Source organism: Methylobacterium sp. 22177 (assembly GCF_052045615.1).
Classification (GTDB): domain Bacteria; phylum Pseudomonadota; class Alphaproteobacteria; order Rhizobiales; family Beijerinckiaceae; genus Methylobacterium; species Methylobacterium radiotolerans.
On record NZ_JBQEPK010000005.1, the window covers coordinates 127,217 to 153,298 of the forward strand.

Below are 26,082 nucleotides of genomic sequence, written 5' to 3' on the forward strand. Positions count from 1 at the left end.
CGCCGCCCGCGCGGCGGCGACCGGAAGCGGGCTCAGCCCTCGCGCTTCTTCCGCTGGGCCAGCGTGCGCAGCCGCAGGGCGTTGAGCTTGATGAACCCGGCCGCGTCGCGGTGATCGTAGGCGACCGCACCCTCCTCGAAGGTCACGAGATCCTGGTCGTAGAGCGAGTGCGGGCTCTCGCGGCCGACGACGTGGACGCCGCCCTTGTAGAGCTTCAGCCGCACCGTGCCGGTGACCTTCTCCTGGCTCTTGTCGATCAGGGCCTGGATCATCTCGCGCTCCGGCGAGAACCAGAAGCCGTTGTAGATCAGCTCGGCATATTGCGGCATGAGCTGGTCCTTGAGGTGCGCGGCGCCCCGGTCCAGCGTGATCGACTCGATGGCGCGGTGCGCCGGCAGCAGGATCGTGCCGCCGGGCGTCTCGTACATGCCGCGGCTCTTCATGCCGACGAAGCGGTTCTCCACGAGGTCGAGCCGGCCGATGCCGTTGGCGCGGCCGAGCTCGTTGAGCTTGGCCAGCAGGCTCGCGGGCGACAGGTTCTCGCCGTCGATCGAGACGGCGTCGCCGCGCTCGAACCCGATCGTGATGATCGTCGGCTGGTCGGGCGCCTCCTCGGGCGAGAGCGTGCGCGAGTAGACGTAGTCCGGCACCTCGACGGCCGGATCCTCCAGCACCTTGCCCTCGGAGGAGGCGTGCAGGAGGTTGGCGTCCACCGAGAACGGGCTCTCGCCGCGCTTGTCCTTGGCGATCGGGATCTGGTGCTGCTCGGCGAAGGCGATGAGCTGCTCGCGGGAGCGCAGGTCCCACTCGCGCCAGGGCGCGATCACCGTGACGTCCGGCTTGAGCGCGTAGTAGCCGAGCTCGAACCGGACCTGGTCGTTCCCCTTGCCGGTGGCGCCGTGGCAGACCGCGTCGGCGCCGACCTTCTCGGCGATCTCGATCTGCTTCTTGGCGATCAGCGGCCGGGCGATCGAGGTGCCGAGCAGGTAGACGCCCTCGTAGACGGCGTTCGCCCGGAACATCGGGAAGACGTAGTCGCGGACGAATTCCTCGCGCAGGTCCTCGATGTAGATGTTCTCGGGCTTGATGCCGAGCAGCTCCGCCTTGCGGCGGGCGGGCTCCAGCTCCTCGCCCTGGCCGAGATCGGCCGTGAAGGTCACGACCTCGCAGCCGTAGGTGGTCTGCAGCCACTTCAGGATGATCGATGTGTCGAGGCCGCCGGAATAGGCCAGCACGACCTTCTTCACGGGGCTCTTCGCGGGGACGGACATGCGGCTTCCGGAACTGGGACGGGGCGTCTGCGGCTTATCGCGGGTGTCACCGGCCTGCAACCGGCGCGCCATCTCGCGCGTAGGCCAAATGCCGGAGGATCGGCCGCGTTTCGCCTCACGGCGGCCTTGCGGCTGTGTCAGAAACGGCGCGGGCGTTGCCAGTCGTCATCGCCGCGAGAGTGCATCGGAGAAGCGAAGTCTATGGCGCGCCAGCCAATTCTGGAGTTCTGGTACGAATTCGCCTCCACCTACTCCTACCTCGCGGCCATGCGCGTCGAGGCCGCCGCCGCCGAGGCGGACGTGGCGATCCGGTGGCGCCCCTTCCTGGTCGGGCCGCTCTTCGCCGCGCAGGGCTGGACCACCTCGCCGTTCAACCTCTACGCGGCCAAGGGCAAGAACATGTGGCGCGACGTCGAGCGCGAGGCCGCCCGCCTCGGCCTGCCGCCGGTGACGCGCCCCGCCCAGTTTCCACAGAACAGCCTCAGCGCGGTGCGGGTCGCGATCCTCGGCCAGGACCAGGCGTGGCTGGTGCCGTTCTCGAAGGCGGTCTTCACCGCGAGCTTCGCCGAGGGCCGCTCGATCGCGGAGCCGGCGGCCGTGGCGGAGATCCTCGATTCGCTCGGGCTCGACGGCACGCAGACCGTGCGCGCCGCCGCCGCCGAGGCCAACAAGACCAAGCTCCGGGTCAGCGTCGAGGAGGCGCGCTCCCGCGGGATCTACGGGGCGCCGACCTTCCTGGCCGACGACGGCGAGCTGTTCTGGGGCAACGACCGGCTGGAGCAGGCCCTGGCCTGGGCGACCGGCGACCGGCCGAAGGGGCTGCGCTAGGCCGCGCCGGCCACGCGGTAGGGCGACGTTCACGCCGCTCGGCCATCAAACCGACTCGACCCCCTGGTTCTGGTCCGGCTCCGCTTCGGCGCGGCCGGAGCGGGACAGCCACGCCCCGGACGAGTCCATGCCTGTTTCGAAGCCTGTCTCGCGACGCCTCCTCCTCGCCGCGGCCGCCGCCCTCGGGGCCGGCCTGACCGGCGCCTCCGCGCAATCTTACGGCCAGCGCGTCGCGGTCACCGGTGACGACGGGCGCGCGGTGGCGAACTCGATCCTGCCGGGCGAGATCACCGGGCAGATCCCGGGCCTGCGCGGCGTGACCTATGTCGGGCCGCGGGATGCCGGCACCACGCTCTACGAGTTCTTCGACTTCAACTGCCCGTACTGCCGGAAGGCGGCCGCCGACGTGGTCGCCCTGCACGACAGCGACCCGGAATTGCGGATCGGTCTTGTCCACAACCCGATCCTGTCGCCGCAATCGGCGCAGGCCGCCAAGGTGATGCTGGCGGTGCAGCGCAAGATCGGCTCCGAGGCGGCGTGGCGCTTCTACCAGACGCTGCTGGGCAAGCCCGGCCGCATCGACGGGCCGGGCGCGCTCACGGCCGCGGCCGCGCTCGGGATCCCGCAGGCAGAAGTGGAGGCGATCGCCGACAGCGAGGAGGTGCGCGCGGCGCTCAAGAGCCAGATGCGGATGGCCGCGGATCTCGGCCTCTACGCGACGCCGTCCTACGTCCTCGGCAACAGCGGCATCCTCGGCCATCCGGGCGCCGGCGCCATGGCCAAGATGATCGCGAGCGTGCGGCGCTGCGACCGGCTCGCCTGCTGACGCGTTCCCCGCGTCACACTTCCGCCGTCCTGACGCGCAGCGACGCGCGCCTGCCGTGTTGCGCGCGGCCATGCTGGCATGCTAGGCGGTCGCCGCGCCACGAGGACAGTTCTCGACCTGTCCGCTGTCGGCGCGATCCCACGTCCCGAACGGTCTCGCACCGCGCTCCAGCCGGAGCGCGCGGAGCGGGCGGGCAACCAGAGAAGAGAGCGACGGGTGGCGCAGAACGGTTCCGAGGCTGGTCCCCTGGTCGCAGGCGTGGCGGGCCGGTACGCTTCCGCCCTGTTCGAACTCGCGCGCGACGAGCGCCAGGTCGACGCGGTCGCCGAGTCCCTCAATCAATTCGACGGGCTGCTGAAGGAGAGCGCGGATCTCCGCCGCCTCGTCCGCAGCCCGGTCTTCAGCGCCGAGGAGCAGGAGGCCGCGATCGGCGCCGTGCTCGACAAGGCCGGGATCGGCGGCCTGGCCGGAAACTTCATCCGCCTCGCGGCCTCGAACCGCCGGCTCTTCGCGCTCCCCGACATGATCGACGCGTTCCGGGCCCTGGTCCAGGACTCGAAGGGCATCGTCCGGGCCCAGGTGCGCGTGGCCGAGAGGCCGTCCGACGCGGTGATCGAGGAGATCAAGGCGTCGCTGCGCGACATCGCCAAGGCCGACGTCGACGTCGACCTCGTGGTCGACCCGAGCCTGATCGGCGGCCTCGTCGTGAAGATGGGCTCGCGCATGGTCGACGCCTCTCTCAAGACCAAGCTCAACGGTATCCGCCTCGCGATGCGGGCCGCGCGATAAGCGCCCCCATCCGAACCGAACACGCATAGACGCATCAGCGACAGAGGCCCGAGTATGGACATCCGCGCCGCCGAGATCTCCGCGATCCTGAAAGACCAGATCAAGAACTTCGGCGAAGAGGCCGAGGTCTCCGAGGTCGGGCAGGTCCTGTCCGTCGGCGACGGCATCGCCCGCGCCTACGGCCTCGACAACGTCCAGGCCGGCGAGATGGTCGAGTTCGAGTCGGGCGTGCGCGGCATGGCCCTGAACCTCGAGCAGGACAACGTCGGCATCGTGATCTTCGGCTCCGACCGCGAGATCAAGGAAGGTCAGACCGTCAAGCGCACCGGCGCCATCGTGGACGTGCCGGTCGGCAAGGGGCTCCTCGGCCGCGTCGTCGACGCCCTCGGCAACCCGATCGACGGCAAGGGACCGATCCAGTCCACCGAGCGTCGCCGCGTCGACGTGAAGGCCCCGGGCATCATCCCGCGCAAGTCGGTGCACGAGCCGATGGCCACGGGCCTCAAGGCGATCGACGCCCTGATCCCGGTGGGCCGCGGCCAGCGCGAGCTGATCATCGGCGATCGCCAGACCGGCAAGACCGCCATCGCCCTCGACACGATCCTCAACCAGAAGCCGGGCCACACCGCCGGCGGTGACGAGAAGGCCAAGCTCTACTGCATCTACGTCGCCATCGGCCAGAAGCGCTCGACGGTGGCCCAGTTCGTGAAGGTGCTGGAGGACCAGGGCGCCCTGGAATACTCCATCGTCATCGCCGCCACCGCGTCGGACGCCGCGCCGATGCAGTTCATCGCGCCCTTCGCCGGCTGCGCCATGGGCGAGTACTTCCGCGACAACGGCATGCACGCCGTGATCGTGTACGACGACCTGTCCAAGCAGGCCGTGGCCTACCGCCAGATGTCGCTCCTGCTGCGCCGCCCGCCGGGCCGCGAGGCCTATCCGGGCGACGTGTTCTACCTCCACAGCCGCCTGCTGGAGCGCGCCGCCAAGATGGGCGACGCCGCCGGCGCCGGCTCGCTGACGGCCCTGCCGGTCATCGAGACCCAGGCCAACGACGTCTCGGCCTACATTCCGACGAACGTGATCTCCATCACCGACGGCCAGATCTTCCTCGAGACCGATCTGTTCTACCAGGGCGTGCGCCCGGCGGTGAACGTCGGCCTCTCGGTGTCGCGGGTGGGCTCCTCGGCCCAGACCAAGGCGATGAAGAAGGTCGCCGGCAAGATCAAGGGCGAGCTCGCGCAGTACCGCGAGATGGCGGCCTTCGCGCAGTTCGGCTCGGATCTCGACGCCTCGACTCAGGCGCTGCTGAACCGCGGCTCCCGCCTCACCGAGCTCCTCAAGCAGCCGCAGTTCTCGCCGCTGAAGATGGAGGAGCAGGTCGCGGTGATCTACGCCGGCGTGAACGGCTACCTGGACAAGCTCCCGGTGACCAAGGTCCGCGCCTTCGAGGACTCGCTGCTGAGCACCCTGCGCTCCAAGCACAAGGACCTGCTCGACTCGATCGCCGCCTCCAAGGACCTGTCGGACGAGAACGCCGGCAAGCTCAAGAGCGTCGTCGAGAGCGTCGCCAAGTCGATCGGCTGATGTGAGGCCCCTCCCCGCGGGGAGGGATCTCGGGTGGTGCGGGGGGATCCCGGTCCCCGCTGCACCGCCCGCACTTCCGGCTCCTTCCCGCCGAGGGAAGGAGAGGCCCATAGAACGGACCTGGACCTCACCCGATGGCGAGTTTGAAGGACCTGCGCAACCGCATCACCTCGGTGAAGGCGACGCAGAAGATCACCAAGGCCATGCAGATGGTCGCCGCCGCCAAGCTGCGCCGGGCGCAGATGGCCGCCGAGGCCGGCCGTCCCTACGCCGAGAAGATGTCCGCGGTGCTCGGCAACCTCGCCGGCAACCTCGTCGGCGGCGTCGGCGCCCCGAAGCTTCTCTCCGGCACCGGCTCGGAGCAGACGCACCTGCTGGTGGTCTGCACCGGTGACCGCGGCCTCGCCGGCGCGTTCAACTCGTCGATCGTCCGCCTCGCGGTGCGCGAATACGCTCAGAAGCTCGCCGCCGAGGGCAAGACCGTCAAGATCATGACGGTGGGCAAGAAGGGCCTCGACGCGCTGCGCCGCCAGTACCGCGACCAGATCGTCGAGAGCATGGATATCCGCGGCAACCGGCCGGTGGATTACGAGTTCGCCGCCAGCATCGCCGACAAGATCCTGACGCGCTTCGAGGCCGGCGAGTTCGACGTCGCGACCCTGTTCTACTCCGAGTTCCGCTCGGTGATCTCGCAGATCCCGACCGCCCAGCGCCTGATCCCGGCGGAGCTGCCCGCTGCCGACACGACCGCGAAGGCGGCTGCCGGCAACGCCGCCCTGGAATTCGAGCCGTCCGAGGAGGCGATCCTGGAGACCCTGCTGCCGAAGAACCTGACGGTTCAGATCTACCGGGCGCTCCTGGAGAACGCCGCCTCCGAGCAGGGCGCCCGCATGAGCGCCATGGACTCGGCCACCCGCAACGCGGGCGAGATGATCAAGAAGCAGACGCTGGTCTACAACCGGACCCGTCAGGCCATGATCACCAAGGAACTCATCGAGATCATCTCGGGCGCGGAAGCCCTCTGAGGCACCGCGACCCGACCGCACAGCTTGAAGGGTAGGTTTACCATGGCGAACACCGCACTCCCCGGCACCGGCTCCAACAAGGTCGGCAAGATCACCCAGGTCATCGGCCCCGTGGTCGACGTGCAGTTCGAGGGCCACCTGCCCGAGATCCTGAACGCCCTGGAGACCAAGAACAACGGCGCCCGCCTCGTCCTCGAGGTCGCCCAGCAGCTCGGCGAGAACACCGTCCGCTGCATCGCCATGGACACGTCGGAGGGCCTGACCCGCGGCCAGGAGTGCACCGACACCGGCGAGCCGATCAAGGTTCCCGTCGGCATGAACACCCTCGGCCGCATCATGAACGTCATCGGCGAGCCGATCGACGAGGCCGGCCCGGTCCAGGCCACCACCTACCGCGCCATCCACCAGCCGGCCCCCTCCTACGCCGAGCAGTCGACCGAGGCGCAGATCCTCGTCACCGGCATCAAGGTGGTGGACCTGCTCGCCCCCTACGCGAAGGGCGGCAAGATCGGCCTGTTCGGCGGCGCCGGCGTCGGCAAGACCGTGCTGATCATGGAGCTGATCAACAACATCGCGAAGGTGCACTCGGGCTACTCGGTCTTCGCCGGCGTGGGTGAGCGCACCCGCGAGGGCAACGACCTCTACCACGAGATGATCGAGTCCAAGGTGAACGTCGACCCGAAGGAGCACGGCTCCGCCGAGGGCTCGAAGTGCGCCCTGGTCTACGGCCAGATGAACGAGTCGCCCGGCGCCCGCTCCCGCGTCGCCCTGACCGGCCTGACCATCGCCGAGCAGTTCCGCGACGACGGTCAGGACGTGCTGTTCTTCGTCGACAACATCTTCCGCTTCACGCAGGCGGGCTCCGAGGTGTCGGCGCTCCTCGGCCGCATCCCCTCGGCGGTGGGCTACCAGCCGACCCTCGCCACCGACATGGGCGCCCTCCAGGAGCGCATCACCACCACGACCAAGGGCTCGATCACCTCGGTGCAGGCCATCTACGTGCCGGCCGACGATCTGACCGACCCGGCGCCCGCCGCCTCGTTCGCCCACCTCGACGCCACAACCGTGCTGTCGCGCTCGATCGCCGAGAAGGGCATCTACCCGGCGGTGGATCCGCTGGACTCGACCTCGCGCATGCTGTCGCCGGCGATCCTCGGCGAGGAGCACTACGACGTCGCCCGCCGCGTCCAGCAGACCCTGCAGCGCTACAAGGCGCTCCAGGACATCATCGCGATCCTGGGCATGGACGAGCTGTCCGAGGAGGATAAGCTGACCGTCGCCCGCGCCCGCAAGATCGAGCGCTTCTTCTCGCAGCCCTTCTCCGTCGCCGAGGTCTTCACCGGCTCGCCGGGCAAGCAGGTGGCGCTGGAAGACACCATCAAGGGCTTCAAGGGCCTGGTGAACGGCGACTACGACGACCTCCCGGAGGCCGCCTTCTACATGGTCGGCACCATCGAGGAGGCCCAGGAGAAGGCCAAGAAGCTCAAGGCCGCGTAAGACGACACCACCCCTTCCCCGCGCGGGAAGGGGGCAGAGGCTGCGCGGGCGACCCTGACCGGTGCCGTCCGCGCAGCCTTTTCCGAGACGCTCCGCCCGCGAGGCGGGGCGCGCGCCGCCGATCCGGGAACACGTCAGGCCATGGCCACCTTCCACTTCGATTTCGTCGGCCCCGAGCGGACGCTGTATTCCGGCGAGGTGACCGCCGTTCAGCTGCCCGGCACCGAGGGCGAGATGACCGTGATGCCGGGCCACGCGCCCGTGCTGACCTCCCTGCGCGTCGGCGTCATCGTGATCACCGAGAGCCAGGGCAGCGGCAAGCGGATCTACGTCCGCGGCGGCTTCGCCGATATCGGGCCGACGGCCGTGACCGTGCTGGCCGAGCGCGCCGCCCCGATCGAGGAGCTGACCCACGAATCCCTCGACCGGGACATCGAGGCGGTCGAGATGCAGCGCGACGCCACCGAGGATCTGCAGAAGCGCGAGGAGCTGAACGGCCAGATCGTCCAGCTCCAGGAGACCAAGGCGCTCCTCAAGCTCTGATCCCGGTCAGCGGGCGCTCTCCAGCGCCCGCGCCAGCAGGTCGGCCCGCGCGGCGGCGTCCGTCGGGCAGCCCCGCTCCAGCCAGACTTTCCGCGCCGCGGCCAGCCCACGCCCGATGCCGGGGCCTGGCGCCACCCCGGCCGCCACCAGATCCGCACCCGCCAGGGGGAAGGCCGGCGACGCCCCCTCCCCCTCCAGGGCCCGCAGGGCCGCCCGCGCCGCCTCCGTCACCGCGGGCCGCGGCTCTCCGGCCAGGATCGCCAGCGTATCGGCCAGGCACGACAGCCCGTGCCGCGCCGCCAGGGCCCGCGCCGCGACCGCGTCCAGCACCGCGCATCCGTGGAGATCGGCCAGCACCTCGGCGTAGCCGAGGAGGTGTCCGTGCTCGCTCTTCGAGAGACGCAGCCGCTCGCGCAGCCGGTCGGCGTCGTGCCGGGCGCCGACGGCGAGAGCCGCGAGGCGCTTCACCGGGGGCAGGCCCGCCCCGGCGGCGCGCGCGAGCCGCCCGAGTTCCCCGACGCCGCCGGTGATCCGCGCCAGCAGGCCGGTCGCGCTCAGCGTCGTCACCAGGGCCGGGCCGCCGGGGGCCGCCAGCAGCTTCAGGAACTCCGCGCGCACGCGCTCGCGCGAGAGCCGGTCGAGGCTGTCCCGCGCGGCCACGCAGGCAGCCAGGGCCGCGGCGTCGGGCGCGCCGGCACCGAACCGGGCATGGAAGCGGAAGAAGCGCAGGATCCGCAGGGCGTCCTCGCGGATCCGTGTCGCCGGGTCACCGATGAAGCGCACCCGCCCGGCCGCGAGGTCGGGGCGGCCGCCCACCGGGTCGTGCAGGCTCCCGTCGGCGCCGAGGGAGAGCGCGTTGACGGTGAAGTCCCGGCGCTCGGCGTCGCGCAGGAAGTCGGTGCCGAAGCGGACGACCGCGTGCCGCCCGTCGGTCTCGACGTCCTCGCGCAGAGTCGTGACCTCGATCGGCCCCTCCTCGGTCACCAGGGTGACCGTGCCGTGCTCGATGCCGGTCGGCACCGCCTTGAGGCCGTGCGCCCGCTGCGCCGCCCGCATCACCGCCTCGGGCCGGTGCGTGGTCGCCATGTCGATGTCGGCGGTCTGCGCGCCGAGGAGCGCGTCGCGGACGCAGCCGCCGACCAGCCGGGTCTCCGCGCCCGGCGCGTCCAGGGCGGCGAGGACGCGGCGCACCCCCGGGCGTTCGAGCAGCGCGCTCAGGCCCGCCGGATCGAGGGCGCGGCTCACCGGAAGCCGCCGGGCACGAGGCGGCCGTTCTCCATGTGGGTCGGCACGTAGCCCCCCTGGCGGCGTTCGGAGAACAGCCCCTCGTAGACGAGGGTGCCGATCACCACCGCCAGCCCGGCCAGGACGAGGCGGAACAGGTGGGCGTCCCAGTGGACCCGCCGCAGGGGATTGCGGCCGGACAGCAGCAGGTAGACCAGGAACAGCGCGAAGGGGACGAGGAAGAGGCCGAACTCTTCGAGGACGCGGCGGAGCATGGGGCCAGCCTAACGCGCCGGGCGCCCGGCGTCGCCCGGCCCGGCCTCCGGGTAGAGCCGTTCGCGCAGATTATTCAGGATTCCGGCGGTGACGCCCCAGATCAGCCGCTCGCCGAAGGTCAGGGCGTAGAACCAGCGCTCGCGGCCCTGCCACGCGCGGGAGCGCAGGCGGTAGCGTTCCGGGTCCAAGAGGAACGGGAGCGGCACCTCGAAGACGTCGGCCACCTCGTTCGGGTTCGGCGTCAGGACCGCGCCGGGATCGACCAAGCCGATGACCGGGGTCACGAGGAAGCCGGTGCCCGAGAGGTACGGGTCGAGATAGCCGAGCAGCCGCACCGCCTCGGGCGGCAGCCCGATCTCCTCGAAGGCCTCGCGCAGGGCCGCGTCCGCGGGCCCGGGATCGGAGGGATCGATCTTGCCCCCCGGCAGCGCCACCTGCCCGGAATGGTCGCGCAGGTTGGCGGCCCGCATCGTCAGGATCAGGGTCGGACCGTCCGCGCGCGGCACGACCGGCACGAGGACGGCGGCCCGGCGGTGCGGCGGCGGCGGGATCACGGCCGTCCCGTCCGGATCGAGGCTGTGGTCGCCCCGCGGATTGGAGGTCGGATCGTCCGGCCCGGGCGGATCCGGCGACAGGCCGGCGGCGGCGCGGGCGAGGAAATCGGCGAGCGGGTCGCTCACGCGGCGGCGACCGGCGCGATCGTGTGGAAGGCGCCGCCGGCCCACAGGCCGAGCCAGGGCTTCCCGTCGACGACGCGCTCCTCGGCGAGATCCACGAGGTCGTAGGTGAGCGCCCGGGTCACGAGCGCCCAGAGCCCGCGGCGGACATGGAGGTAGGGCTTCAGCGCCCCGTCCGGTGCCGCCTCGAAGCGAAGGGCGTGCTCGGCATCGACGCTGACCAGATCGTCGACGTTGGTCCGGAAGGAGACGCGCCGCTCCGCCCCGCTCCCGTCCACCGCCATCTCGACGGCCACGAAGGCCGCGTCGTCCACGGTGATGCCGACGCTCTCCACCGGCGTGACCAGGACGGTCCGGCCGTCCGGCTCGCGCCGCAGGATGCTGGCGAACAGCCTGACCAGCTTGTCCCGGCGGATCGGCGAGCCGTTGTGGAACCACGTCCCGTCCGCCGCGATGCGGATGTCGATGGCGCCGCAATAGGGCGGGTCCCACCGCTCCACCGGCGGCAGTCCGCGCTTCGGCAACTCCCCCAGGGCCGCGCTGAGGCGGCTCAAGGTCGGGTCGGGGGCGGGATCCTCGCTCATGCCCGTGACAGATAGCGTCCCGATGCCCGCTCAGCCATGGCCGATCGGAGGATCGGCGCCGCTCCCTTGCCGGATCGCAGGGGCGGGATCCTAGGCCGGACCGGCACCCTGGGTGTTCACCGTCACGGCGTAGAGCGACTGGCTCGCCGCCATGAACAGGCGGTTGCGCTTGGGACCGCCGAAGGTGAGATTCCCGCACACTTCCGGCAGGCGGATCCGCCCGATGAGCTTGCCCCGCGGTGTCCAGACGGTGACGCCGTTGTAGCCCACGGCACGACCGGCGTTGCTCGACACCCAGAGATTGCCGTCTACGTCGGCCCGCAGGCCGTCGGGCCCGCATTTCACCCCGTCCACGACGCAGTCCGAGAACAGGCGCTTGTTCGACAGCGCCGCCCCGGTCCCGACGTCGAAGGCGTAGATCTCGCCCTTGCCGCCGGGTCCGGTATCGCCGGGCCCCTTCCCGGTGGAGCAGACGTAGAGCGTCCGGTGATCGGGCGAGAAGCACAGGCCGTTGGGGTCGGGCACCTCGTCGTCGGTGAGAACCCGGTCGACCCGCCCGGACGGGTCGATCCGGTAGACCGCGTTCGGCAGCACGCGGCGCCGCGGGCCGGTCCCGGCCGGCTGGCCGAGCCGCGGATCGAGATGGCCGTGCGGGTTGCTCGGACCGCCCGCCGCGTCGGGGAGGCCCTCGTAGAGGAGCGCGCCGTAGGGCGGATCGGAGAACCAGTACGCGCCGTCCGGGTGCTGGACCACGTCGTTGGGGGAGTTGAGCGGCTTCCCCTCGAACGAATCGGCCAGCACCGTCGCCGAGCCGTCGAGCTCGTAGCGGACGACGCGCCCGGTGGCGTGCTCGCAGGTGAGCTGCCGCCCCTGGCGATCGAAGCTGTTGCCGTTGGAATTGTTGCTCGGCATGCGGAAGGTCGAGACGTGCCCGTCCTCCTCCAGCCAGCGCATCTGTCGGTTGTTCGGGATGTCGCTCCAGACGAGGTAGCGGCCGACGGCGTTCCAGGCCGGTCCCTCCGCCCAGAGGGCGCCGGTCCAGAGCCGGCGGATGGCGCTGTTCGACACGATGTAGGGCTCGAAGGCCGGGTCGACCGTGACGATGTCCGGATCGGTGAAGTAGGTGGTCGGCGGCGCTCCCGGGCGGAAGTCGCGCGGCGGGCTCGTCACCGTGCTGGGCGGCGCGGGCTGCGCCGCCGCGTCGCCGGCCGTGACGGCGAGTGTTCCCAGGGCCGCGAGGACCGTGCGCCGGGAGGGCGGGACACGGCCGCGCTCGGCCGCGATCCCGGATGCATCGGTCCGCGACGGTCGCATACGATCCTCCAACCGCGCATCCTGCAACGGGCCGCGACGCGCGCCGACAGGCTAGGACACCTGTCCTGAGCCGGTCAACTCGGCCGGCGCCGCAGGATCTTCCAGACGCCGTCCGCCGAGGCGAGGAGACGGGTGCCGTCGCGGACGTCGCCGCGCATGAACACGAGGGAGCCCGTGCGCTTGACGACCTGCGGCCGGATCTCGATCCAGTCGCCGAGGCGGCCGACATCGATGAACTTCATCTCCAGCTGGATCGTCACGCAGTTGGCGCCTTCGGCGGCGCGCATCGCGGTCTCGCCGAGAGCCCGGTCGGCGAAGCTCATCAGCATGCCGCCGTGGACCACGCCGATCAGGTTGGCGTGCTTCTGATCGGCCCGGAACGCGTAGGCGCCGTCCGCGCCGCGGACGTGCAGCGGCCCGACATGGGCGATGAAGCCCTTGTCCTCCACCAGCGCCCAGCCCTCGGCGGCGGGATCGTAGGCATCCTTATCCGTAGTCATCGCGTCGGGTCCGTTCGTGTCGAGGTTTCGGTGGGCGGATGTCAGGTTCCCCGGGGCTTGGCCCGCCGGGTCGGCGCCTCGCTGAGCGGATTCTCCGGCCAGGGATGGCGCGGGTAGCGCCCGCGCATCTCGGACCGCACCGCCGCCCAGGAACCGCGCCAGAAGCCCGGCAGGTCCCGGGTGATCTGGATCGGCCGCTGCGCCGGCGACAGCAGGTGCAGGACCAGCGGCCGGCCACCGGCCCGCGGGTGCCGGTCGAGGCCGAACAGCTCCTGCACCCGGACCGCCAGCGCCGGTTCCTCGGCCGTGTAATCCACGGGGATGCGCGAGCCGGTCGGCACCTCGACATGGGTCGGCGCCTCCGCGTCGAGCCGGGCGCGCAGGTCCCAGGGCAGCAGCGTCTGGAGAGCGTCCGCCAGATCGCCCGCCGTGACCGACGCCAGGCCGGCGCGACCCACGAGGGACGGCGCCAGCCACGTCTCCGCCGCCCGGGCCAGCGCCTGGTCCGACAGGTCGGGCCACGCAGCGCCCTCGGCGGCGTGGAGGAAGTTCACCCGGGCTCGCCACTGCGCCAGGGCCGGCGTCCACGGAAGCCGGTCGATCCCGAGATCGGCGATGCCGCGCGCCAGAATCGCGGCGCTGTCCATGTCTGACGGCACCGGCAGCGGCCGTGATCCGAGACTGACCGCGCCGAGCCGCCGGACCGCCCGCGCCCTCAGGGCGGCTGCCGGCGGATCGAAGGCGATCTCGGTGCGCGACTCGATCCGGTCGGCGAACAGCCGTTCGATCGCCTCGGCGCCGATCGCCGCCGCGGCGAGGATCCGGGCGTTCCCGGCCGATCCGGCGAGGTCGGCGATCACCAGATGGGTCTCGCGGGCGAGCGGGCTCGCCGGGTCGAGGCGCCCGGCCCGGCCGCTCGCCATCACGAACTCGCCCTCGCGGCCGCGCGCCCGGGCCACGCGGTCCGGATAGGCGAGCGCCAGGAGCGGCCCGGCGCCGGAGGCGCCGGCGTCCGGGCTCGCGGGACCTCCCGCCCCGGCGATCCGGGACCAGCTCTCGGCGAGCCGGCGCATGTCGGCGGCGCGCCCGCCCCGGTCGCGGCGGAACCGCTCGACCCGCTCGTCGAGGTCGACCCCGTCGCCCCCGAGGCCCCGCTCCACCAGCACGGCGGCGAGGTCGGCGGCGGCCCGGGCCTGACCGGTGCCGGCCGCCACCGTCACCATCCGGGCGAGCCGCGGCGGCAGCGGCAGCGCCCGCAGCCGCGCGCCGACCGGCGTCAGGCGGCCGTCGGCGTCGAGCGCGCCCAGCTCGCTCAGCAGGGCGCGGGCCTCCGCCAGGGCGGGCGCCGGGGGCGGGTCGAGGAAGGCGAGCGCGCCGGGGTCGGTCACGCCCCAGGCGGCGCAGTCGAGGAGCAGCCCGGCGAGGTCGGCCGACAGGATCTCGGGCCGCGTGAACGGCTCCAGGGCGTTCGTGCCGGCCTCGGACCAGAGCCGCCAGCAGAGGCCGGGCTCGGTGCGTCCGGCACGGCCCCGGCGCTGGTCCACGGAAGCGCGAGAGGCGCGGGCCGTGACCAGACGGGTCAGGCCGAGGCCCGGCTCGTAGACCGGGACCCGCGCCAGCCCCGAATCGACCACGATCCGGACGCCCTCGATGGTCAGGGAGGTCTCGGCGATGCTGGTCGCGAGGACGACCTTCCGCGTGCCGGCGGATGCCGGCGCGACGGCGCGGTCCTGCTCGGCGGGCGTCAGCGCGCCGTAGAGCGGCGCGAGCTGCACGTCGGGCCCGACCGTCTCGGCCAGCAGGTCGGTGGTCCGGCGGATCTCCGCCTGTCCGGGCAGGAACACCAGGATCGAGCCCGGATCCGCCCGCAGGGCGCGCAAGGTGACCTCGGCAACCGAGTCCTCGACCCGACGGTTCGGGTCGCGCTCCACGTACCGGGTCTCCACCGGGAAGGCGCGGCCCTCGGAGGCAACCACCGGGGCGTCGCCCATCAGCCGCGCGACCCGGGCGCCGTCGAGGGTCGCCGACATGACGAGGATCCGCAGGTCCTCCCGCAGGCCGCCCTGCGCGTCGAGCGCCAGCGCGAGGCCGAGATCGGCGTCGAGGGAACGCTCGTGGAACTCGTCGAACAGGACGGCGCCGATTCCGGACAGCTCCGGATCGTCCAGGATCATCCGGGTGAAGACGCCCTCGGTGACGACCTCGATCCGCGTGCGGCCCGAGATCTTCGAGCCGAGGCGGACGCGCAGGCCGACCGTGCCGCCGACCGGCTCGCCCAGCGTCTGGGCCATCCGCGCGGCGGCGGCCCGGGCCGCGAGGCGGCGCGGCTCCAGCAGGATGATCTTGCGCCCGTCGAGCCAGGGCGCCGCCAGGAGGTCGAGGGGCACGCGGGTTGTCTTGCCGGCGCCCGGGGGCGCCACCAGGACGGCGGCGTTCCGCGCGGCGAGCGCGCGGCGCAGATCGGGGAGCGCCGCCTCGATCGGCAGCACGGGTACGGAACCGGCCATCGCGGCCGCTGATGGCGCGGCGCGGCGCCGAGCGCAACCGGCGCGAACCCGGGTCGGCGCCGCGTCCGGCGTCCCGTGACGCCGGGCACGATTCGACACGGGCTCCCCGTCCCGAGCTCTGGCAACTGCGCGGCGCCGCCGCGATCGTGCGGCGCGACTGCACAGATCCGACGGGAGCGAAACGATGACCCTCCGCCGCCGCGCGCTGACCCTGGCCGCCCTCTCCCTGGCCCTGCCGCTGGCGACCGGCGCGGCGCGGGCGCAGGACCGGCTGCCGACCATCCCGCCCCAGGACTACACGCCCGAGCAGAAGCAGGCGGCCGAGGCCTTCGCGCAGGCACGCGGCAAGCCGCCCTTCGGGCCGTTCGAGCCGCTCATGTACTCGCCGGAGGTGATGACGCTCGCCCGGTCGATGGGCGACTATCTCCGCTTCAAGCCGAAGATCGGCACTACGCTCTCGGAGCTGGTGATCCTGATGACCGCCCGCCGCTGGACGCAGGACTACGAGTGGTACGTCCACGCGCCGATCGCCGAGAAGGCCGGCATCTCCGCCGACATCATCGCGGCGATCCGCGACGGCCGCCGGCCGGCGAAGATGAGCGACGACGAGACCCTCGTGTACGATTTCACCGCCGAGCTCCAGGACACGAGGCGCGTCTCCGACGCGACCTTCGCGCGCGCCGAGGCCCGGTTCGGCAAGCCCGGCGTCGTCGATCTGGCGGCGATCTCGGGCTACTACACGTTCCTGGCGATGGAGCTGAACGCGGCCCGCTACCCGATTCCCGCCGACGGCAAGCCGCTGCCGCGCATGCCCGAGTGAGCCGGCTTATCCACAGCTGCCCGGCACCGGAAACGGCGTTGTCCACAGGGTTTGGCCGGTCGAGCGCGGCCGGCCCGGCCGCCGTTGACGGAACGTTAACCCTTATGGCTTGTTCTCTTTTCGTTCCTGGATGCGACGAAGGAGAACCCGATGCTGACCCAGGTCCTGGCCCAGCGCGACGATCACGTATGCCCCGTCGAGGCGATCAGCTCCGCCTATCTCGGCTTCGCGGGCGGCGATGCCGGGATCGCCCTGCGCTGCGCGATCGCCGACGCCCTGTCCGACCTGATGGAGGCGGAGCGGCGCACGCGCGAGCGCAGCCGCCTGATCTCCCGCGGCTACGTCCGGACCGCCCCCGATCCGGAGGCCGGGCCGACAAGCTGAACCGTGGCTGCAGGCCGGCTTCAGCTTCGGTGCAGCGCGGGCGCGGCATTGTCCCTCGTGTGATCCGGGGCGCCGCAGGCGCTCCCCGCACCCACCGGAGACAGGTCATGACACGCATCGCTCTGCTCTCGGCCGCCGCGCTGATCGGCGCGGGCACCCTGGCCTCCACCGCCGCCGAGGCCCGCGGCGGCGGCGCCATCGCGGCCGGCATCATCGGCGGCCTCGCGGCCGGCGCCCTGATCGGCGCCGCGACCCAGGCCCACGCGGCGCCCGGCTACGGTTACGGCGACGCGGATTACGGCTACGCCCCGGCCCCCGTGGTCGTGCGGCCGGCCCCGGTCTACCGCGTCTACGAGGAGGAGGCGCCGGTCTACGCCACCCGCCGGACCGTGACCTACGAGCGGGTCCCGGTCGGCTACGGCCCGGCCCGCCACTGGCGCGGCGAATACGAGGGTGGCTACGGCTATCGCGGCTGGTGAGCCGGGGGTTGCGCCGGGCGCCGTGACGGGGCCCGGGCTCGTGGCTTAAGACGGTGGCGGCGCCGGCCGAATCCGGCGGTCCGCACCCACCGACGGGTCATCGACGGGTCCATGCTGGTCCACGAAGGCGAGACGCGCACCCCGGAGGCCGACAGGGCGCTCGCCCTCTCCCTCGCCGGGGTGGCCGGCGCGTTGAACACCGCCGGCTTCTACGCGGTGGGCCTCTACGCCTCGAACATGACCGGGAACGTCTCGGCCATCTCCGACCGGACCGGCACGGGCGACCTGCTGCTGGCCCTGCAGGCGGGCCTGCTCGTCATCCTGTTCGTCCTCGGCGCCGCCACCGCGACGCTGCTGATCCGCCGCCGCCGCCGCGGGCGCCGTCCGGGCGCCTACGCCTACGGAGTCTGCGCGGAGGCGATCCTCCTCGTCGCCGTCGGCCTGCTCGTGCTGCCGCTCCACGAGCCGGCACGGAGCCACGCCCTCGTGCTCGGCCTGAGCTTCGTCCTCGGTCTCCAGAACGCGGCCGTGACCAAGATCTCCGAGTCGCGGGTCCGGACCACGCACGTGACCGGCATGATCACCGATATCGGCATCGAGCTCGCGCGCTGGCTCGATCGCGGCGCGCCGGGCGCCGACCCGCTGAAGGCCCACGATCCGGTGCGGCTGCGGCTGTACCTCTCGACCGTGGGCGCCTTCCTGGCGGGCGGCGTGGTGGGGGTCGTGGCCTACCGCCTCGTCGGCGTGACGCTGCTCTTCGCGGCGGCCGCGATCCTGGCCGGTCTCGCCCTCCCCGCCCTCAGGCGGTGACGTCGAGGAGCTGACCCATCATGCGGTCGGCGGAGCGCGCCACCGCGGCGTTCAGCGCGAAGGCCGACCGCGACCCGATCAGGTCCAGCGCGGCCCCCGACAGGTCCACCTGCGCGGCCGGCGGCAGGCCCGCGTCGCCGACGGGCGCGCCGCTCGCCGCGATGGTCTCGGCGGCCTTCCCGAGCCGATCGGTGGCCCGGGTCATGCCGGTCGCGGCGGTCTGAAGGGCGTCGATCATGCCGGAATCTCCCGGGCCTGACCCTGGCAGGGAGGCGCGAAGAGCCGGTTTCGGCGATCGCTCGAATGCGACCGATCCCGCGCATTCCGGACCGCCCGGCGCTCACCCCTTCGGCGCGCACACGGTGACCGGGGAGGCGCCGCCATAGGGCCGTTCGGCGTCCGCGATCTGCTTCGCGGCGGCCTCGCAGGCCTGCCGGGTGTTGAACTCCACGGACCCGATCGCCGAGCCCGAGCCGGCCAGCATGATGATGAGCACGTAGACCACGCCATTCCCCTCCGGAGCCCCGGTCCGGCGTCGCGATGCGTGCTGGTGCGGACGGCGGGACTCGAACCCGCACGGCCTTGCGGCCGCAAGATTTTAAGTCTCGTGCGTCTACCGGTTCCGCCACGTCCGCATGCGCCCTCGGTAGCGGGGGCGGCGGGTCCGATCAAGCGGGGGGCGTCCAGCCGTACAGCCACGCGTAGCGGTCCCGCATGCCGTCCGGGCCGAGGCGGGCCATCACGGCGTTGCGCACGAACGCCACCACGCCGCCGGCGTGGTAAGTCCGGCCGTTGCTCCGCGCCGCCTTCTGGACCCGCCGCACCCGGGCGGTCCGCGCGCCCGAGAACGCCACGAGCGCGGCCGGCACGTCGGCGTGGTCCGCGAGGGCACGGGTCAGGACCGCGGCGTCCTCGATCGCCAGGGCCGCTCCCTGCGCCAGGTAGGGCAGCACCGGGTGGGCGGCATCGCCGATCAGCGCGAGCCGGTCGCGGGCGAGCGGGCGCGCCACGGCCCGGTCGGCGAGCGACCAGACCAGCCAGGAATCCGGCAGGCTCAGGAGGTCGCGCAGCGACGCGGCGCAGCCGCGCAGATGCCCGCGCAGCACGGCCGGCTCGCCGAGCCGGCCCCAGCCCTCGTCGCCCACAGCTTCGGGCACGACCGCCACCACGTTGAGGAACTGCCCGTCCCGCACCGGGTAATGCACCACGTGCCGGCCGCGGCCGAGCCACAGGCCGGTGGCGGCACCGCGCAGCGCCTGCGGGGCCGCCTCCATGGGGATCAGCGCCCGCCACGCCGCGGCCTGTCCGGGCCGGAGCGGGGCCGGATCGAGATGCGCGCGCAGGCGCGACCGCAGCCCGTCCGCGCCGATCACGAGGTCGAAGGCGGCCGGCTGGGCCCCGCTCGCGCCCTCGACGGTGAGGACGGCCTCCGAGGCCGTCCGGGACACGGCCGTGACGGTGCGGCCCATCAGCAGGCGGATCGTCGAGCGACTCCGGAGCGCGTCGAGCAGCAGCGTCTGCAGGTCGGCGCGGTGGATCACGTAGTAGGGCGCGCCGAACCGGCTCAGCGCCTGCGCGCCGAGCGCCACGCCGCCGATGCGGCGGCCGCTGTCGAGGGCGCGCACCTCGACGGCGGGCGGCTCGCTCGCCGCCCGACGCAGGGCCGCCGAGAGCCCGAGCCCGGCCAGGATCCGGCTCGCGTTGGGCGAGATCTGGATCCCGGCCCCGACCTCGCTGAAGCCGGTCCGGCGCTCGATCACCGTGACGGCGTGGCCGGCATCCGACAGAGCCAGCGCCGCCGTCAGGCCGCCGATCCCGGCCCCGACGATCCCGATCCGCAGAGATGGACTGCCAGAGGGCACGGTCGGCGGCGCCTACTCCGCCGCGACCTTGGCGTCGTCCCGCCACACGCAGGCCTGCGGCTCAGCCTGATCGGCCTTCAGGCCGGCCCTGTACCGGTAGAGCGTCGAGCAGTACTGGCAGATGATCTCGCTGTCGGCGCCCATGTCGAGGAACACGTGCGGGTGGTCGAACGGCGGCAGCGCGCCGATGCACATGAACTCCTTAACGCCCACGGTGATCACCGGCACGCCCGGCTCGTTGTGGAAGTGCGGTACCGCCTTGCCTGCCATCCGGCCCTCGCCTGCCCCGCGACCGACCGCGCGGCGAATCTGCCTGCGCGCACCCGGGCGTCTCGCGGCCGCTTATGCCGCCAGCCCCGCGACCGGCGCAAGCCTCGCCCGACCGGTGACCGATGCGGCTTGGACTCCCGCGCCCCGCGCCGTACATAAGGCGGAGCCCGATTGACGCCGCCGCGAAAAAAGTCCCGATCATGCAGCAGGAACAGGCCAGTGCGCAGGGTGCGCGCCGCGCCCCGGAACCGCCGATCCACGGTCCCGAGGGATTCGAGGGCATGCGCCGCGCAGGGCGGCTCACCGCCGAGGCCCTCGACCTGCTGATGGAGGCGACGCAGCCCGGCGTCACCACCGAGGAACTCGACAAGCTCGCCTACACCTTCGCGATGGATCACGGCGCCTATCCGGCCTCGCTCCTCTACCGCGGCTACCCGAAGTCGATCTGCACCTCGATCAACCACGTGGTCTGCCACGGCATCCCCAACGACAAGCCGCTGCGCGAGGGCGACATCGTCAACCTCGACATCTGCCTGATCCTCGACGGCTGGCACGGCGATTCGAGCCGGATGGCCTATGTCGGCGAGGTGCCCCGCAAGGCCCAGCGCCTGTGCGAGATCACCTACGAGGCGCTGATGCGCGGCGTCGCCGCCGTGAAGCCCGGCGGCTCGACCAACGATATCGGCCGGGCGATCCAGTCCTACGCCGAGGGCGAGCGCTGCTCGGTGGTGCGCGACTTCTGCGGCCACGGCCTCGGGCGCACCTACCACGACGCGCCCACGATCCTGCACTACGTCGAGGCCAGCTACGACGTGCCGTTCAAGCCCGGACAGTTCTTCACGATCGAGCCGATGATCAATCTCGGCCGGCCCGCCGTGAAGGTCCTGGGCGACGGCTGGACCGCCGTGACCCGCGACCGCTCGCTCTCCGCCCAGTTCGAGCACACGGTCGGCGTCACCGAGACCGGCGTCGAGATCTTCACGATCTCGCCGAAGGGGCTGCATCAGCCCGTCAACCCGGCCGCCTGACCGGCCGTGTCGCCGCGGCCGGACGACGGTGAGGCGGGGCTGTTCGCCGACAGCGCCGCCCCGTCCCCGGTCGAGAAGGAGGCGCCGCACTACCACGGCCATCGCGACCGCCTGCGGGAGAAGTTCGCGACGGCGGGGGCCGACGCGCTGCCCGATTACGAGCTGCTGGAGCTGGTCCTGTTCCGGGCGATACCCCGGCGGGACGTCAAGCCCCTCGCCAAGGCGCTGGTCGCCCGGTTCGGCAGCTTCGCCGAGGTGGTCAGCGCCGAGCCGGCGCGGCTGATGGAAGTGGAGGGCGTGAGCGCCGGGGTCGCGTCCGACCTCAAGGTGATCGAGGCCGCGGCGCGGCGGCTCGCCCGGGGCGCGATCCGGGAGCGCGCGCTCCTGGGCTCGTGGAGCGCGCTGCACGAGTACCTGCGCGCCACCATGGCGTTCGCCCCGCGCGAGGAGTTCCGCGTCCTGTTCCTCGACAAGCGCAACCACCTCATCGCCGACGAGGTTCAGGGACGCGGCACCGTCGACCACACGCCGGTCTATCCGCGCGAAGTCGCCCGCCGGGCGCTCGAACTGTCGGCCACGGCCATCATCCTGGCCCACAACCACCCGTCCGGCGACCCGGCCCCCTCCGCGGCCGACGTGGCGATGACCCGCGAGATCGTGGCGGTCCTGGCGCCGCTCAAGATCGTCGTCCACGACCACGTGATCCTCGGCCGAAACGGTCACGCCAGCCTGAAAGGCCTCAAGTTGATCTGATCCTCCGGCCGCCTTGAGCGTTATCGCCCGCGGATATAGCCATGAACGGGTGGCGCGCCTCTTGCCTCAAGAGCGGGAGCGTACGGGAGGAGCGAGATGGCGGTGACGGCCTTCGACGAGATGAACGGACTCGGCACCGGCGCCGCCGATCCGGCCGCCGTTCGCGACGCCTACGGCCAGCTCAAGGCGTGGCTGGACTCGACGCCGCCGGAGCACTTCAACACCCGCCGCAGCCAGGCCGAGCTGCTGTTCCGCCGGATCGGCATCACCTTCGCGGTCTACGGCGACAACGAATCGACCGAGCGGCTGATCCCGTTCGACATCATCCCCCGGGTGATCACCAAGCCGGAATGGGCCTTCCTGGAGCGCGGGCTGACGCAGCGGGTCACGGCCATCAACCTGTTCCTGAAGGACATCTACGGCGCCCAGGAATGCATCAAGGCCGGCATCATCCCGGCCGACCTCGTCTACCGCAACGCCCATTACCGCATGGAGATGCGGTCCTTCCGCGTGCCGCACGACCTCTACGTCCACATCGCGGGCATCGACATCGTCCGGACCGGCGAGAACGACTTCTTCGTGCTGGAGGACAACGCCCGCATCCCCTCGGGAGTCTCCTACATGCTGGAGAACCGGGAGGTGATGCTGCGCCTGTTCCCGGACCTGTTCTCGAAGCACCGGGTCGCGCCGGTGGAGAACTACCCGGACGCCCTGCTCGCCACGCTGCGCAGCCTCGCGCCGGGCTCGGCGACCCGCGACCCGACCGTCGTGCTCCTGACCCCCGGGCGCTACAATTCCGCGTTCTACGAGCACTCGTTCCTGGCCGACAAGCTCGGCGTCGAGCTGGTGGAGGCGTCCGACCTCTTCACCAAGGACGACGTCGTCTACATGCGCACCACCGAGGGGCCGCGGAAGGTCGACGTGATCTACCGCCGCCTCGACGACGACTTCCTCGACCCGCTGGTCTTCCGCCCGGATTCGGTCCTCGGCGTGCCGGGGCTGATGAACGCCTACGAGCGCGGCTCGGTGACCCTCGCCAACGCGGTCGGGACCGGCATCTCGGACGATAAGGCGGTCTACAGCTACATGCCCGAGATCGTGAAGTTCTTCACCGGCGAGGAGCCGATCCTGCACAACGTGCCGACCTACCGCTGCCGCGAGAAGGACGCCTTCGCGTACGTGATGGACAACCTGTCCGACCTGGTGGTGAAGGAGGTCAACGGCTCGGGCGGCTACGGGATGCTGGTCGGGCCGCACGCCAGCAAGCGCGAGCTCGACGACTTCGCCAAGAAGCTCAAGCACGCCCCGGACGGGTTCATCGCCCAGCCGACCCTGTCGCTCTCCACCTGCCCGACCTTCGTGGCCTCGGGCGTCGCGCCCCGCCACGTCGACCTGCGGCCCTTCGTGCTGTGCGGGGCCGACAAGATCCGCATCGTCCCGGGCGGCCTGACCCGGGTGGCGCTGAAGGAAGGTTCCCTGGTGGTCAATTCCAGCCAGGGCGGTGGCACGAAGGACACCTGGGTGCTCGACGCCTGAGGTCCAGGCCGTCCCGACGTTCCGAGGCGCGGACATTGTGGTCCGCACGACTTGGCTGAAGACCGATGCTCTCCAGGACTGCCGACAACCTCTTCTGGCTCTCGCGCTACGTCGAGCGCGCCGATTTCGTCGCCCGCATCCTCGACGCGGCGCACCGCTTCGCGTCGCTGCCGACGAGCTACGGCGGCGGCGGGAGCAACGAGTGGGAATCGGCCCTCGCCTCGGCCGGCGACCCCGACGCGTTCAAGACGCACTACAGCGCGGTCAACGCCGACACGGTCTGCGACTTCCTGGCCTTCAGCCCGCATAACCCGTCCTCGATCCGCTCCTGCATCGAGGCGGCCCGCGAGAATGCCCGCTCGGTGCGCACCGCGCTGACCACCGAGATGTGGGACGCGATCAACGGCGCGTGGCTGGAGCTGCGCAACTATTCCGGCAAGGACCTCAACCGCGACGAGTTCGGCCGCTTCCTCGACTGGGTGAAGACGGTCTCGCTCACCTTCGACGGCTCGGCCTTCCGGACGATGCTGCGCAACGACGCCTTCTGGTTCACGCGGCTCGGCACGGCGATCGAGCGGGCCGACAACACTGCCCGGATCCTCGACGTCAAGTACCAGATCCTGCTGCCGCACGACGAGACGGTGGGCGGCAGCCTCGACTACTTCCAGTGGACCACGATCCTGCGCGAAGTGTCGGCGTTCAACGCCTACCACTGGGTCTACCGGGAGAGCATCAAGCCGCTGCTGGTGGCCGACCTCCTGATGCTCAACAAGCAGATGCCGCGCTCCTTCGCGAACTGCTACGGCGTGATCGTCGAGTATCTCGACCTGATCGCCGACGCCTACGGCCGCCGGGGACCGAGCCAGCGCCTCGCGGGCAACATGCTGGCGAAGCTGGAGGGCGAGGACATCGACCGGGTCTTCGCCACGGGGCTGCACGAGTTCGTCGAGGCGTTCATCGCCGAGAACAACAGGGTGGGCGAGGCGATCGCCAAGCAGTATCTGGTCGGCTGAACGAGACGGACGGGACGGCGCATGCGCATCCGCGTGGTTCACGAGACCATCTACACCTACGAGCAGCCGGCCCGCGGGCTCGTGCAGGTCCTACGGCTGACGCCGCGGGATCATGACGGGCAGTACGTCCGCGGGTGGCGAATCGATACCACTGTCGACGGGCGGCTGACTGCCCGCGAGGACGGGTTCGGCAACGTCGTCCACTGGTTCACCCCGGACGAGCCGGCCGACGCTCTGACCATCCGGGTCACCGGCGAGGTCGATACCGACGACACGCACGGCGTCGTCCGCGGAACGGTGGAGCGCCTGCCGGACGAGTTCTACCTCCGCGACACGGACCTGTGTGCCGCCAGCCCGGAGCTGCACGCCTTCGCGGAGCGCGTGGCCGCCGAGGGCGACGGCGCCGTCCTCGGCTTGCTCCACCGGCTGATGGGGGCAGTCCACGGCGCGGTGGCCTACGAGGCCGGACCTGCGAGCAACGCGGTGCCGGCCGCCAAGGCGTTCGCGGCCGGAAGCGGCGTCTGCCAGGACCTCGCGCACGTCTTCATCGCCGCCGCGCGTCACATCGGCGTCCCGGCCCGCTACGTCGCCGGCTACCGGGCCCGGGACGACGGGCAGGCGGATGTCGAGGCGCCCCACGGTTGGGTCGAGGCCCTGGTGCCGGATCTCGGTTGGGTGGCGTTCGACCCGTGCTACGACGTGAGCCCGGCGGACAATTACATCCGCGTCGCCACCGGCCTGGACTACCTCGGGGCCGCGCCGATTCGCGGCAGCCGCACCGGCGGTGGCACCGAGACACTGGACGTGAAGCTGCGGGTCGAGCAAGGCAGGGCCGCCGCTCAATCCTGATCGTTCCGAGACCGGTCCGCCGACCGCACGAGAGCCCGAAGACGATGACCTACTGCGTCGGTGTCCTGGTGGAGGAAGGGTTGGTCATGGTCGCCGATACCCGCACCAATGCGGGGCTCGACGATATCTCGACCTACCGCAAGCTCCACCATTTCAACGTTCCCGGCGAGCGGGTGATGATGCTCGCCTCCGCGGGCAACCTCTCGATCACCCAGTCGGTCCTCAGCCTGCTCCAGGAGGGTGTCCCCGGCGAGGAGGAGGGCGAGCCGCTGCAGAAACTCGTCGAGGCGCCGACCATGTTCCAGGCGGCGCAGCTGATCGGCCGCGCCATCCGGCGGGTGCGCGCCATCGAGAAGGACGGATTCGAGGCGGCCAACATCCGCTTCTCGATCTCGCTGCTGTTCGGCGGCCAGATCGGGGACGGCGAGATGCGGCTGTACCTGATCTACTCGGCGGGCAACTTCATCGAGTGCAGCACCGACGCGCCGTTCCTCCAGATCGGCGAGCACAAGTACGGCAAGCCGATCCTCGACCGGGCGGTGAAGTACACGACCGACCTCTACGACGCCCTCAAGGTGAGCCTCGTCTCGATGGACTCGACCATGCGGTCGAACCTCGGTGTTGGCCTGCCGATCGACATCGCGGTCGCCCGCCGGAACGCGCTGACACTCGAGGTGAATCACCGGATCGAGGCCGGCGAGGGCTATTTCCACGATCTGCGCGAGCGCTGGTCGGCGGCGCTCCGCGCAGCGCACCGGGCGATCCCGCGGCCGCCCTACGGGCCTACCAGCTCCTAGTGCTGCCCCGGCATCGGCCGTCCTAGCGCGGCG

At 71.7% G+C, this 26,082-nt stretch carries 29 protein-coding genes and 1 tRNA gene; 17 read left to right on the forward strand and 13 right to left on the reverse strand.

Going from position 1 to position 26,082, the window contains the following annotated elements:
* Positions 1-32: 32 nt before the first annotated feature.
* Positions 33-1,271 (reverse strand): argininosuccinate synthase, encoded by a 1,239-nt coding sequence (locus ACTJK8_RS07910; RefSeq protein WP_012317616.1) that lies wholly within the window; start codon positions 1,269-1,271, stop codon positions 33-35.
* A 201-nt stretch (positions 1,272-1,472) separates the two neighbouring features.
* On the opposite strand from ACTJK8_RS07910, the gene ACTJK8_RS07915 reads away from it, so the two are divergent.
* The 7 genes from ACTJK8_RS07915 to ACTJK8_RS07945 all read left to right on the forward strand — a co-directional run bounded on the left by ACTJK8_RS07915 (position 1,473) and on the right by ACTJK8_RS07945 (position 8,366).
* Positions 1,473-2,099 carry a 2-hydroxychromene-2-carboxylate isomerase gene (locus tag ACTJK8_RS07915; RefSeq protein ID WP_012317615.1) on the forward strand — a complete coding sequence of 209 codons (627 nt, stop codon included), beginning with the start codon at positions 1,473-1,475 and terminating at the stop codon, positions 2,097-2,099.
* A gap of 127 nt (positions 2,100-2,226) precedes the next feature.
* Positions 2,227-2,925 carry a DsbA family protein gene (locus tag ACTJK8_RS07920; protein ID WP_440761767.1) on the forward strand — a complete coding sequence of 233 codons (699 nt, stop codon included), beginning with the start codon at positions 2,227-2,229 and terminating at the stop codon, positions 2,923-2,925.
* A gap of 216 nt (positions 2,926-3,141) precedes the next feature.
* On the forward strand, positions 3,142-3,714 hold the full coding sequence (locus ACTJK8_RS07925) for a F0F1 ATP synthase subunit delta (protein ID WP_012317613.1): 573 nt from the start codon (positions 3,142-3,144) through the stop codon (positions 3,712-3,714).
* Positions 3,715-3,768: 54 nt separating this feature from the next.
* Positions 3,769-5,301 carry a F0F1 ATP synthase subunit alpha gene (gene atpA, locus ACTJK8_RS07930; protein WP_012317612.1) on the forward strand — a complete coding sequence of 511 codons (1,533 nt, stop codon included), beginning with the start codon at positions 3,769-3,771 and terminating at the stop codon, positions 5,299-5,301.
* A 134-nt stretch (positions 5,302-5,435) separates the two neighbouring features.
* Positions 5,436-6,326: a F0F1 ATP synthase subunit gamma gene (locus ACTJK8_RS07935; protein WP_012317611.1), complete on the forward strand. Its 891-nt coding sequence runs from the start codon at positions 5,436-5,438 to the stop codon at positions 6,324-6,326.
* A gap of 42 nt (positions 6,327-6,368) precedes the next feature.
* Positions 6,369-7,823, forward strand: a complete 1,455-nt coding sequence (atpD, locus tag ACTJK8_RS07940) for a F0F1 ATP synthase subunit beta (protein WP_012317610.1) — start codon at positions 6,369-6,371, stop codon at positions 7,821-7,823.
* 141 nt (positions 7,824-7,964) lie between these two features.
* Positions 7,965-8,366, forward strand: a complete 402-nt coding sequence (locus ACTJK8_RS07945; protein ID WP_012317609.1) for a F0F1 ATP synthase subunit epsilon — start codon at positions 7,965-7,967, stop codon at positions 8,364-8,366.
* A gap of 6 nt (positions 8,367-8,372) precedes the next feature.
* Here the strand turns inward: ACTJK8_RS07945 and ACTJK8_RS07950 are convergent, their stop codons facing one another.
* From ACTJK8_RS07950 to hrpB, 7 genes are all read right to left on the reverse strand, one after another.
* Complete coding sequence (locus tag ACTJK8_RS07950) at positions 8,373-9,611, reverse strand: CCA tRNA nucleotidyltransferase (protein ID WP_059408439.1); 1,239 nt, start codon at positions 9,609-9,611, stop codon at positions 8,373-8,375.
* On the reverse strand, positions 9,608-9,865 hold the full coding sequence (locus tag ACTJK8_RS07955; RefSeq protein ID WP_012317607.1) for a DUF6111 family protein: 258 nt from the start codon (positions 9,863-9,865) through the stop codon (positions 9,608-9,610). The genes ACTJK8_RS07950 and ACTJK8_RS07955 overlap by 4 nt, the downstream gene beginning before the upstream one ends.
* A gap of 9 nt (positions 9,866-9,874) precedes the next feature.
* The gene (locus ACTJK8_RS07960) at positions 9,875-10,546 is read right to left on the reverse strand and encodes a CoA pyrophosphatase (protein ID WP_059408440.1); all 672 of its coding nucleotides are present in this window, start codon (positions 10,544-10,546) and stop codon (positions 9,875-9,877) included.
* Complete coding sequence (locus ACTJK8_RS07965) at positions 10,543-11,127, reverse strand: DUF1285 domain-containing protein (RefSeq protein WP_012317605.1); 585 nt, start codon at positions 11,125-11,127, stop codon at positions 10,543-10,545. The genes ACTJK8_RS07960 and ACTJK8_RS07965 overlap by 4 nt, the downstream gene beginning before the upstream one ends.
* Positions 11,128-11,217: 90 nt before the next feature.
* Positions 11,218-12,441: an SMP-30/gluconolactonase/LRE family protein gene (locus ACTJK8_RS07970; RefSeq protein WP_440761768.1), complete on the reverse strand. Its 1,224-nt coding sequence runs from the start codon at positions 12,439-12,441 to the stop codon at positions 11,218-11,220.
* 74 nt (positions 12,442-12,515) lie between these two features.
* Entirely contained in the window at positions 12,516-12,941 is a 426-nt protein-coding gene (locus tag ACTJK8_RS07975) for a PaaI family thioesterase (protein WP_012317603.1), read from the reverse strand.
* A gap of 41 nt (positions 12,942-12,982) precedes the next feature.
* On the reverse strand, positions 12,983-15,448 hold the full coding sequence (gene hrpB, locus ACTJK8_RS07980) for an ATP-dependent helicase HrpB (RefSeq protein WP_440761769.1): 2,466 nt from the start codon (positions 15,446-15,448) through the stop codon (positions 12,983-12,985).
* Between the two features lie 184 nt (positions 15,449-15,632).
* On the opposite strand from hrpB, the gene ACTJK8_RS07985 reads away from it, so the two are divergent.
* From ACTJK8_RS07985 to ACTJK8_RS08000, 4 genes are all read left to right on the forward strand, one after another.
* Positions 15,633-16,268, forward strand: a complete 636-nt coding sequence (locus ACTJK8_RS07985) for a carboxymuconolactone decarboxylase family protein (protein WP_053620242.1) — start codon at positions 15,633-15,635, stop codon at positions 16,266-16,268.
* 150 nt (positions 16,269-16,418) lie between these two features.
* Complete coding sequence (locus ACTJK8_RS07990) at positions 16,419-16,652, forward strand: hypothetical protein (protein WP_012317600.1); 234 nt, start codon at positions 16,419-16,421, stop codon at positions 16,650-16,652.
* Between the two features lie 107 nt (positions 16,653-16,759).
* Positions 16,760-17,131, forward strand: coding sequence for a hypothetical protein (locus ACTJK8_RS07995; protein ID WP_024831055.1), 372 nt, complete (start codon positions 16,760-16,762; stop codon positions 17,129-17,131).
* Positions 17,132-17,242: 111 nt separating this feature from the next.
* Entirely contained in the window at positions 17,243-17,941 is a 699-nt protein-coding gene (locus ACTJK8_RS08000; protein ID WP_012317598.1) for a YoaK family protein, read from the forward strand.
* Here ACTJK8_RS08000 and ACTJK8_RS08005 read toward each other — a convergent pair.
* The 5 genes from ACTJK8_RS08005 to ACTJK8_RS08025 form a co-directional block, all read right to left on the reverse strand.
* Positions 17,931-18,179, reverse strand: coding sequence for a hypothetical protein (locus ACTJK8_RS08005; protein ID WP_012317597.1), 249 nt, complete (start codon positions 18,177-18,179; stop codon positions 17,931-17,933). The two genes, ACTJK8_RS08000 and ACTJK8_RS08005, sit on opposite strands and share 11 nt — an antisense overlap.
* Before the next feature lie 102 nt (positions 18,180-18,281).
* Entirely contained in the window at positions 18,282-18,446 is a 165-nt protein-coding gene (locus ACTJK8_RS08010) for a hypothetical protein (protein WP_012317596.1), read from the reverse strand.
* Between the two features lie 43 nt (positions 18,447-18,489).
* Positions 18,490-18,576: transfer RNA gene (locus ACTJK8_RS08015), tRNA-Leu, on the reverse strand.
* 33 nt (positions 18,577-18,609) lie between these two features.
* Positions 18,610-19,803 (reverse strand): FAD-dependent monooxygenase, encoded by a 1,194-nt coding sequence (locus tag ACTJK8_RS08020; protein WP_024831056.1) that lies wholly within the window; start codon positions 19,801-19,803, stop codon positions 18,610-18,612.
* A gap of 12 nt (positions 19,804-19,815) precedes the next feature.
* Positions 19,816-20,073: a zinc-finger domain-containing protein gene (locus ACTJK8_RS08025; RefSeq protein WP_024831057.1), complete on the reverse strand. Its 258-nt coding sequence runs from the start codon at positions 20,071-20,073 to the stop codon at positions 19,816-19,818.
* A 200-nt stretch (positions 20,074-20,273) separates the two neighbouring features.
* Between ACTJK8_RS08025 and map the strand changes: the two genes are divergently transcribed.
* The 6 genes from map (at position 20,274) to ACTJK8_RS08055 (ending at position 26,049) form a co-directional block, all read left to right on the forward strand.
* Entirely contained in the window at positions 20,274-21,101 is an 828-nt protein-coding gene (gene map, locus ACTJK8_RS08030) for a type I methionyl aminopeptidase (protein ID WP_012317593.1), read from the forward strand.
* Positions 21,102-21,107: 6 nt separating this feature from the next.
* Positions 21,108-21,854 carry a RadC family protein gene (radC, locus tag ACTJK8_RS08035; protein WP_012317592.1) on the forward strand — a complete coding sequence of 249 codons (747 nt, stop codon included), beginning with the start codon at positions 21,108-21,110 and terminating at the stop codon, positions 21,852-21,854.
* A 96-nt stretch (positions 21,855-21,950) separates the two neighbouring features.
* On the forward strand, positions 21,951-23,390 hold the full coding sequence (locus tag ACTJK8_RS08040; protein ID WP_024831059.1) for a circularly permuted type 2 ATP-grasp protein: 1,440 nt from the start codon (positions 21,951-21,953) through the stop codon (positions 23,388-23,390).
* A gap of 65 nt (positions 23,391-23,455) precedes the next feature.
* Positions 23,456-24,403 carry an alpha-E domain-containing protein gene (locus tag ACTJK8_RS08045; RefSeq protein WP_012317590.1) on the forward strand — a complete coding sequence of 316 codons (948 nt, stop codon included), beginning with the start codon at positions 23,456-23,458 and terminating at the stop codon, positions 24,401-24,403.
* A gap of 21 nt (positions 24,404-24,424) precedes the next feature.
* Positions 24,425-25,252 (forward strand): transglutaminase family protein, encoded by an 828-nt coding sequence (locus tag ACTJK8_RS08050; RefSeq protein WP_012317589.1) that lies wholly within the window; start codon positions 24,425-24,427, stop codon positions 25,250-25,252.
* A gap of 44 nt (positions 25,253-25,296) precedes the next feature.
* Positions 25,297-26,049 (forward strand): peptidase, encoded by a 753-nt coding sequence (locus tag ACTJK8_RS08055; RefSeq protein WP_012317588.1) that lies wholly within the window; start codon positions 25,297-25,299, stop codon positions 26,047-26,049.
* Positions 26,050-26,082: the final 33 nt, after the last annotated feature.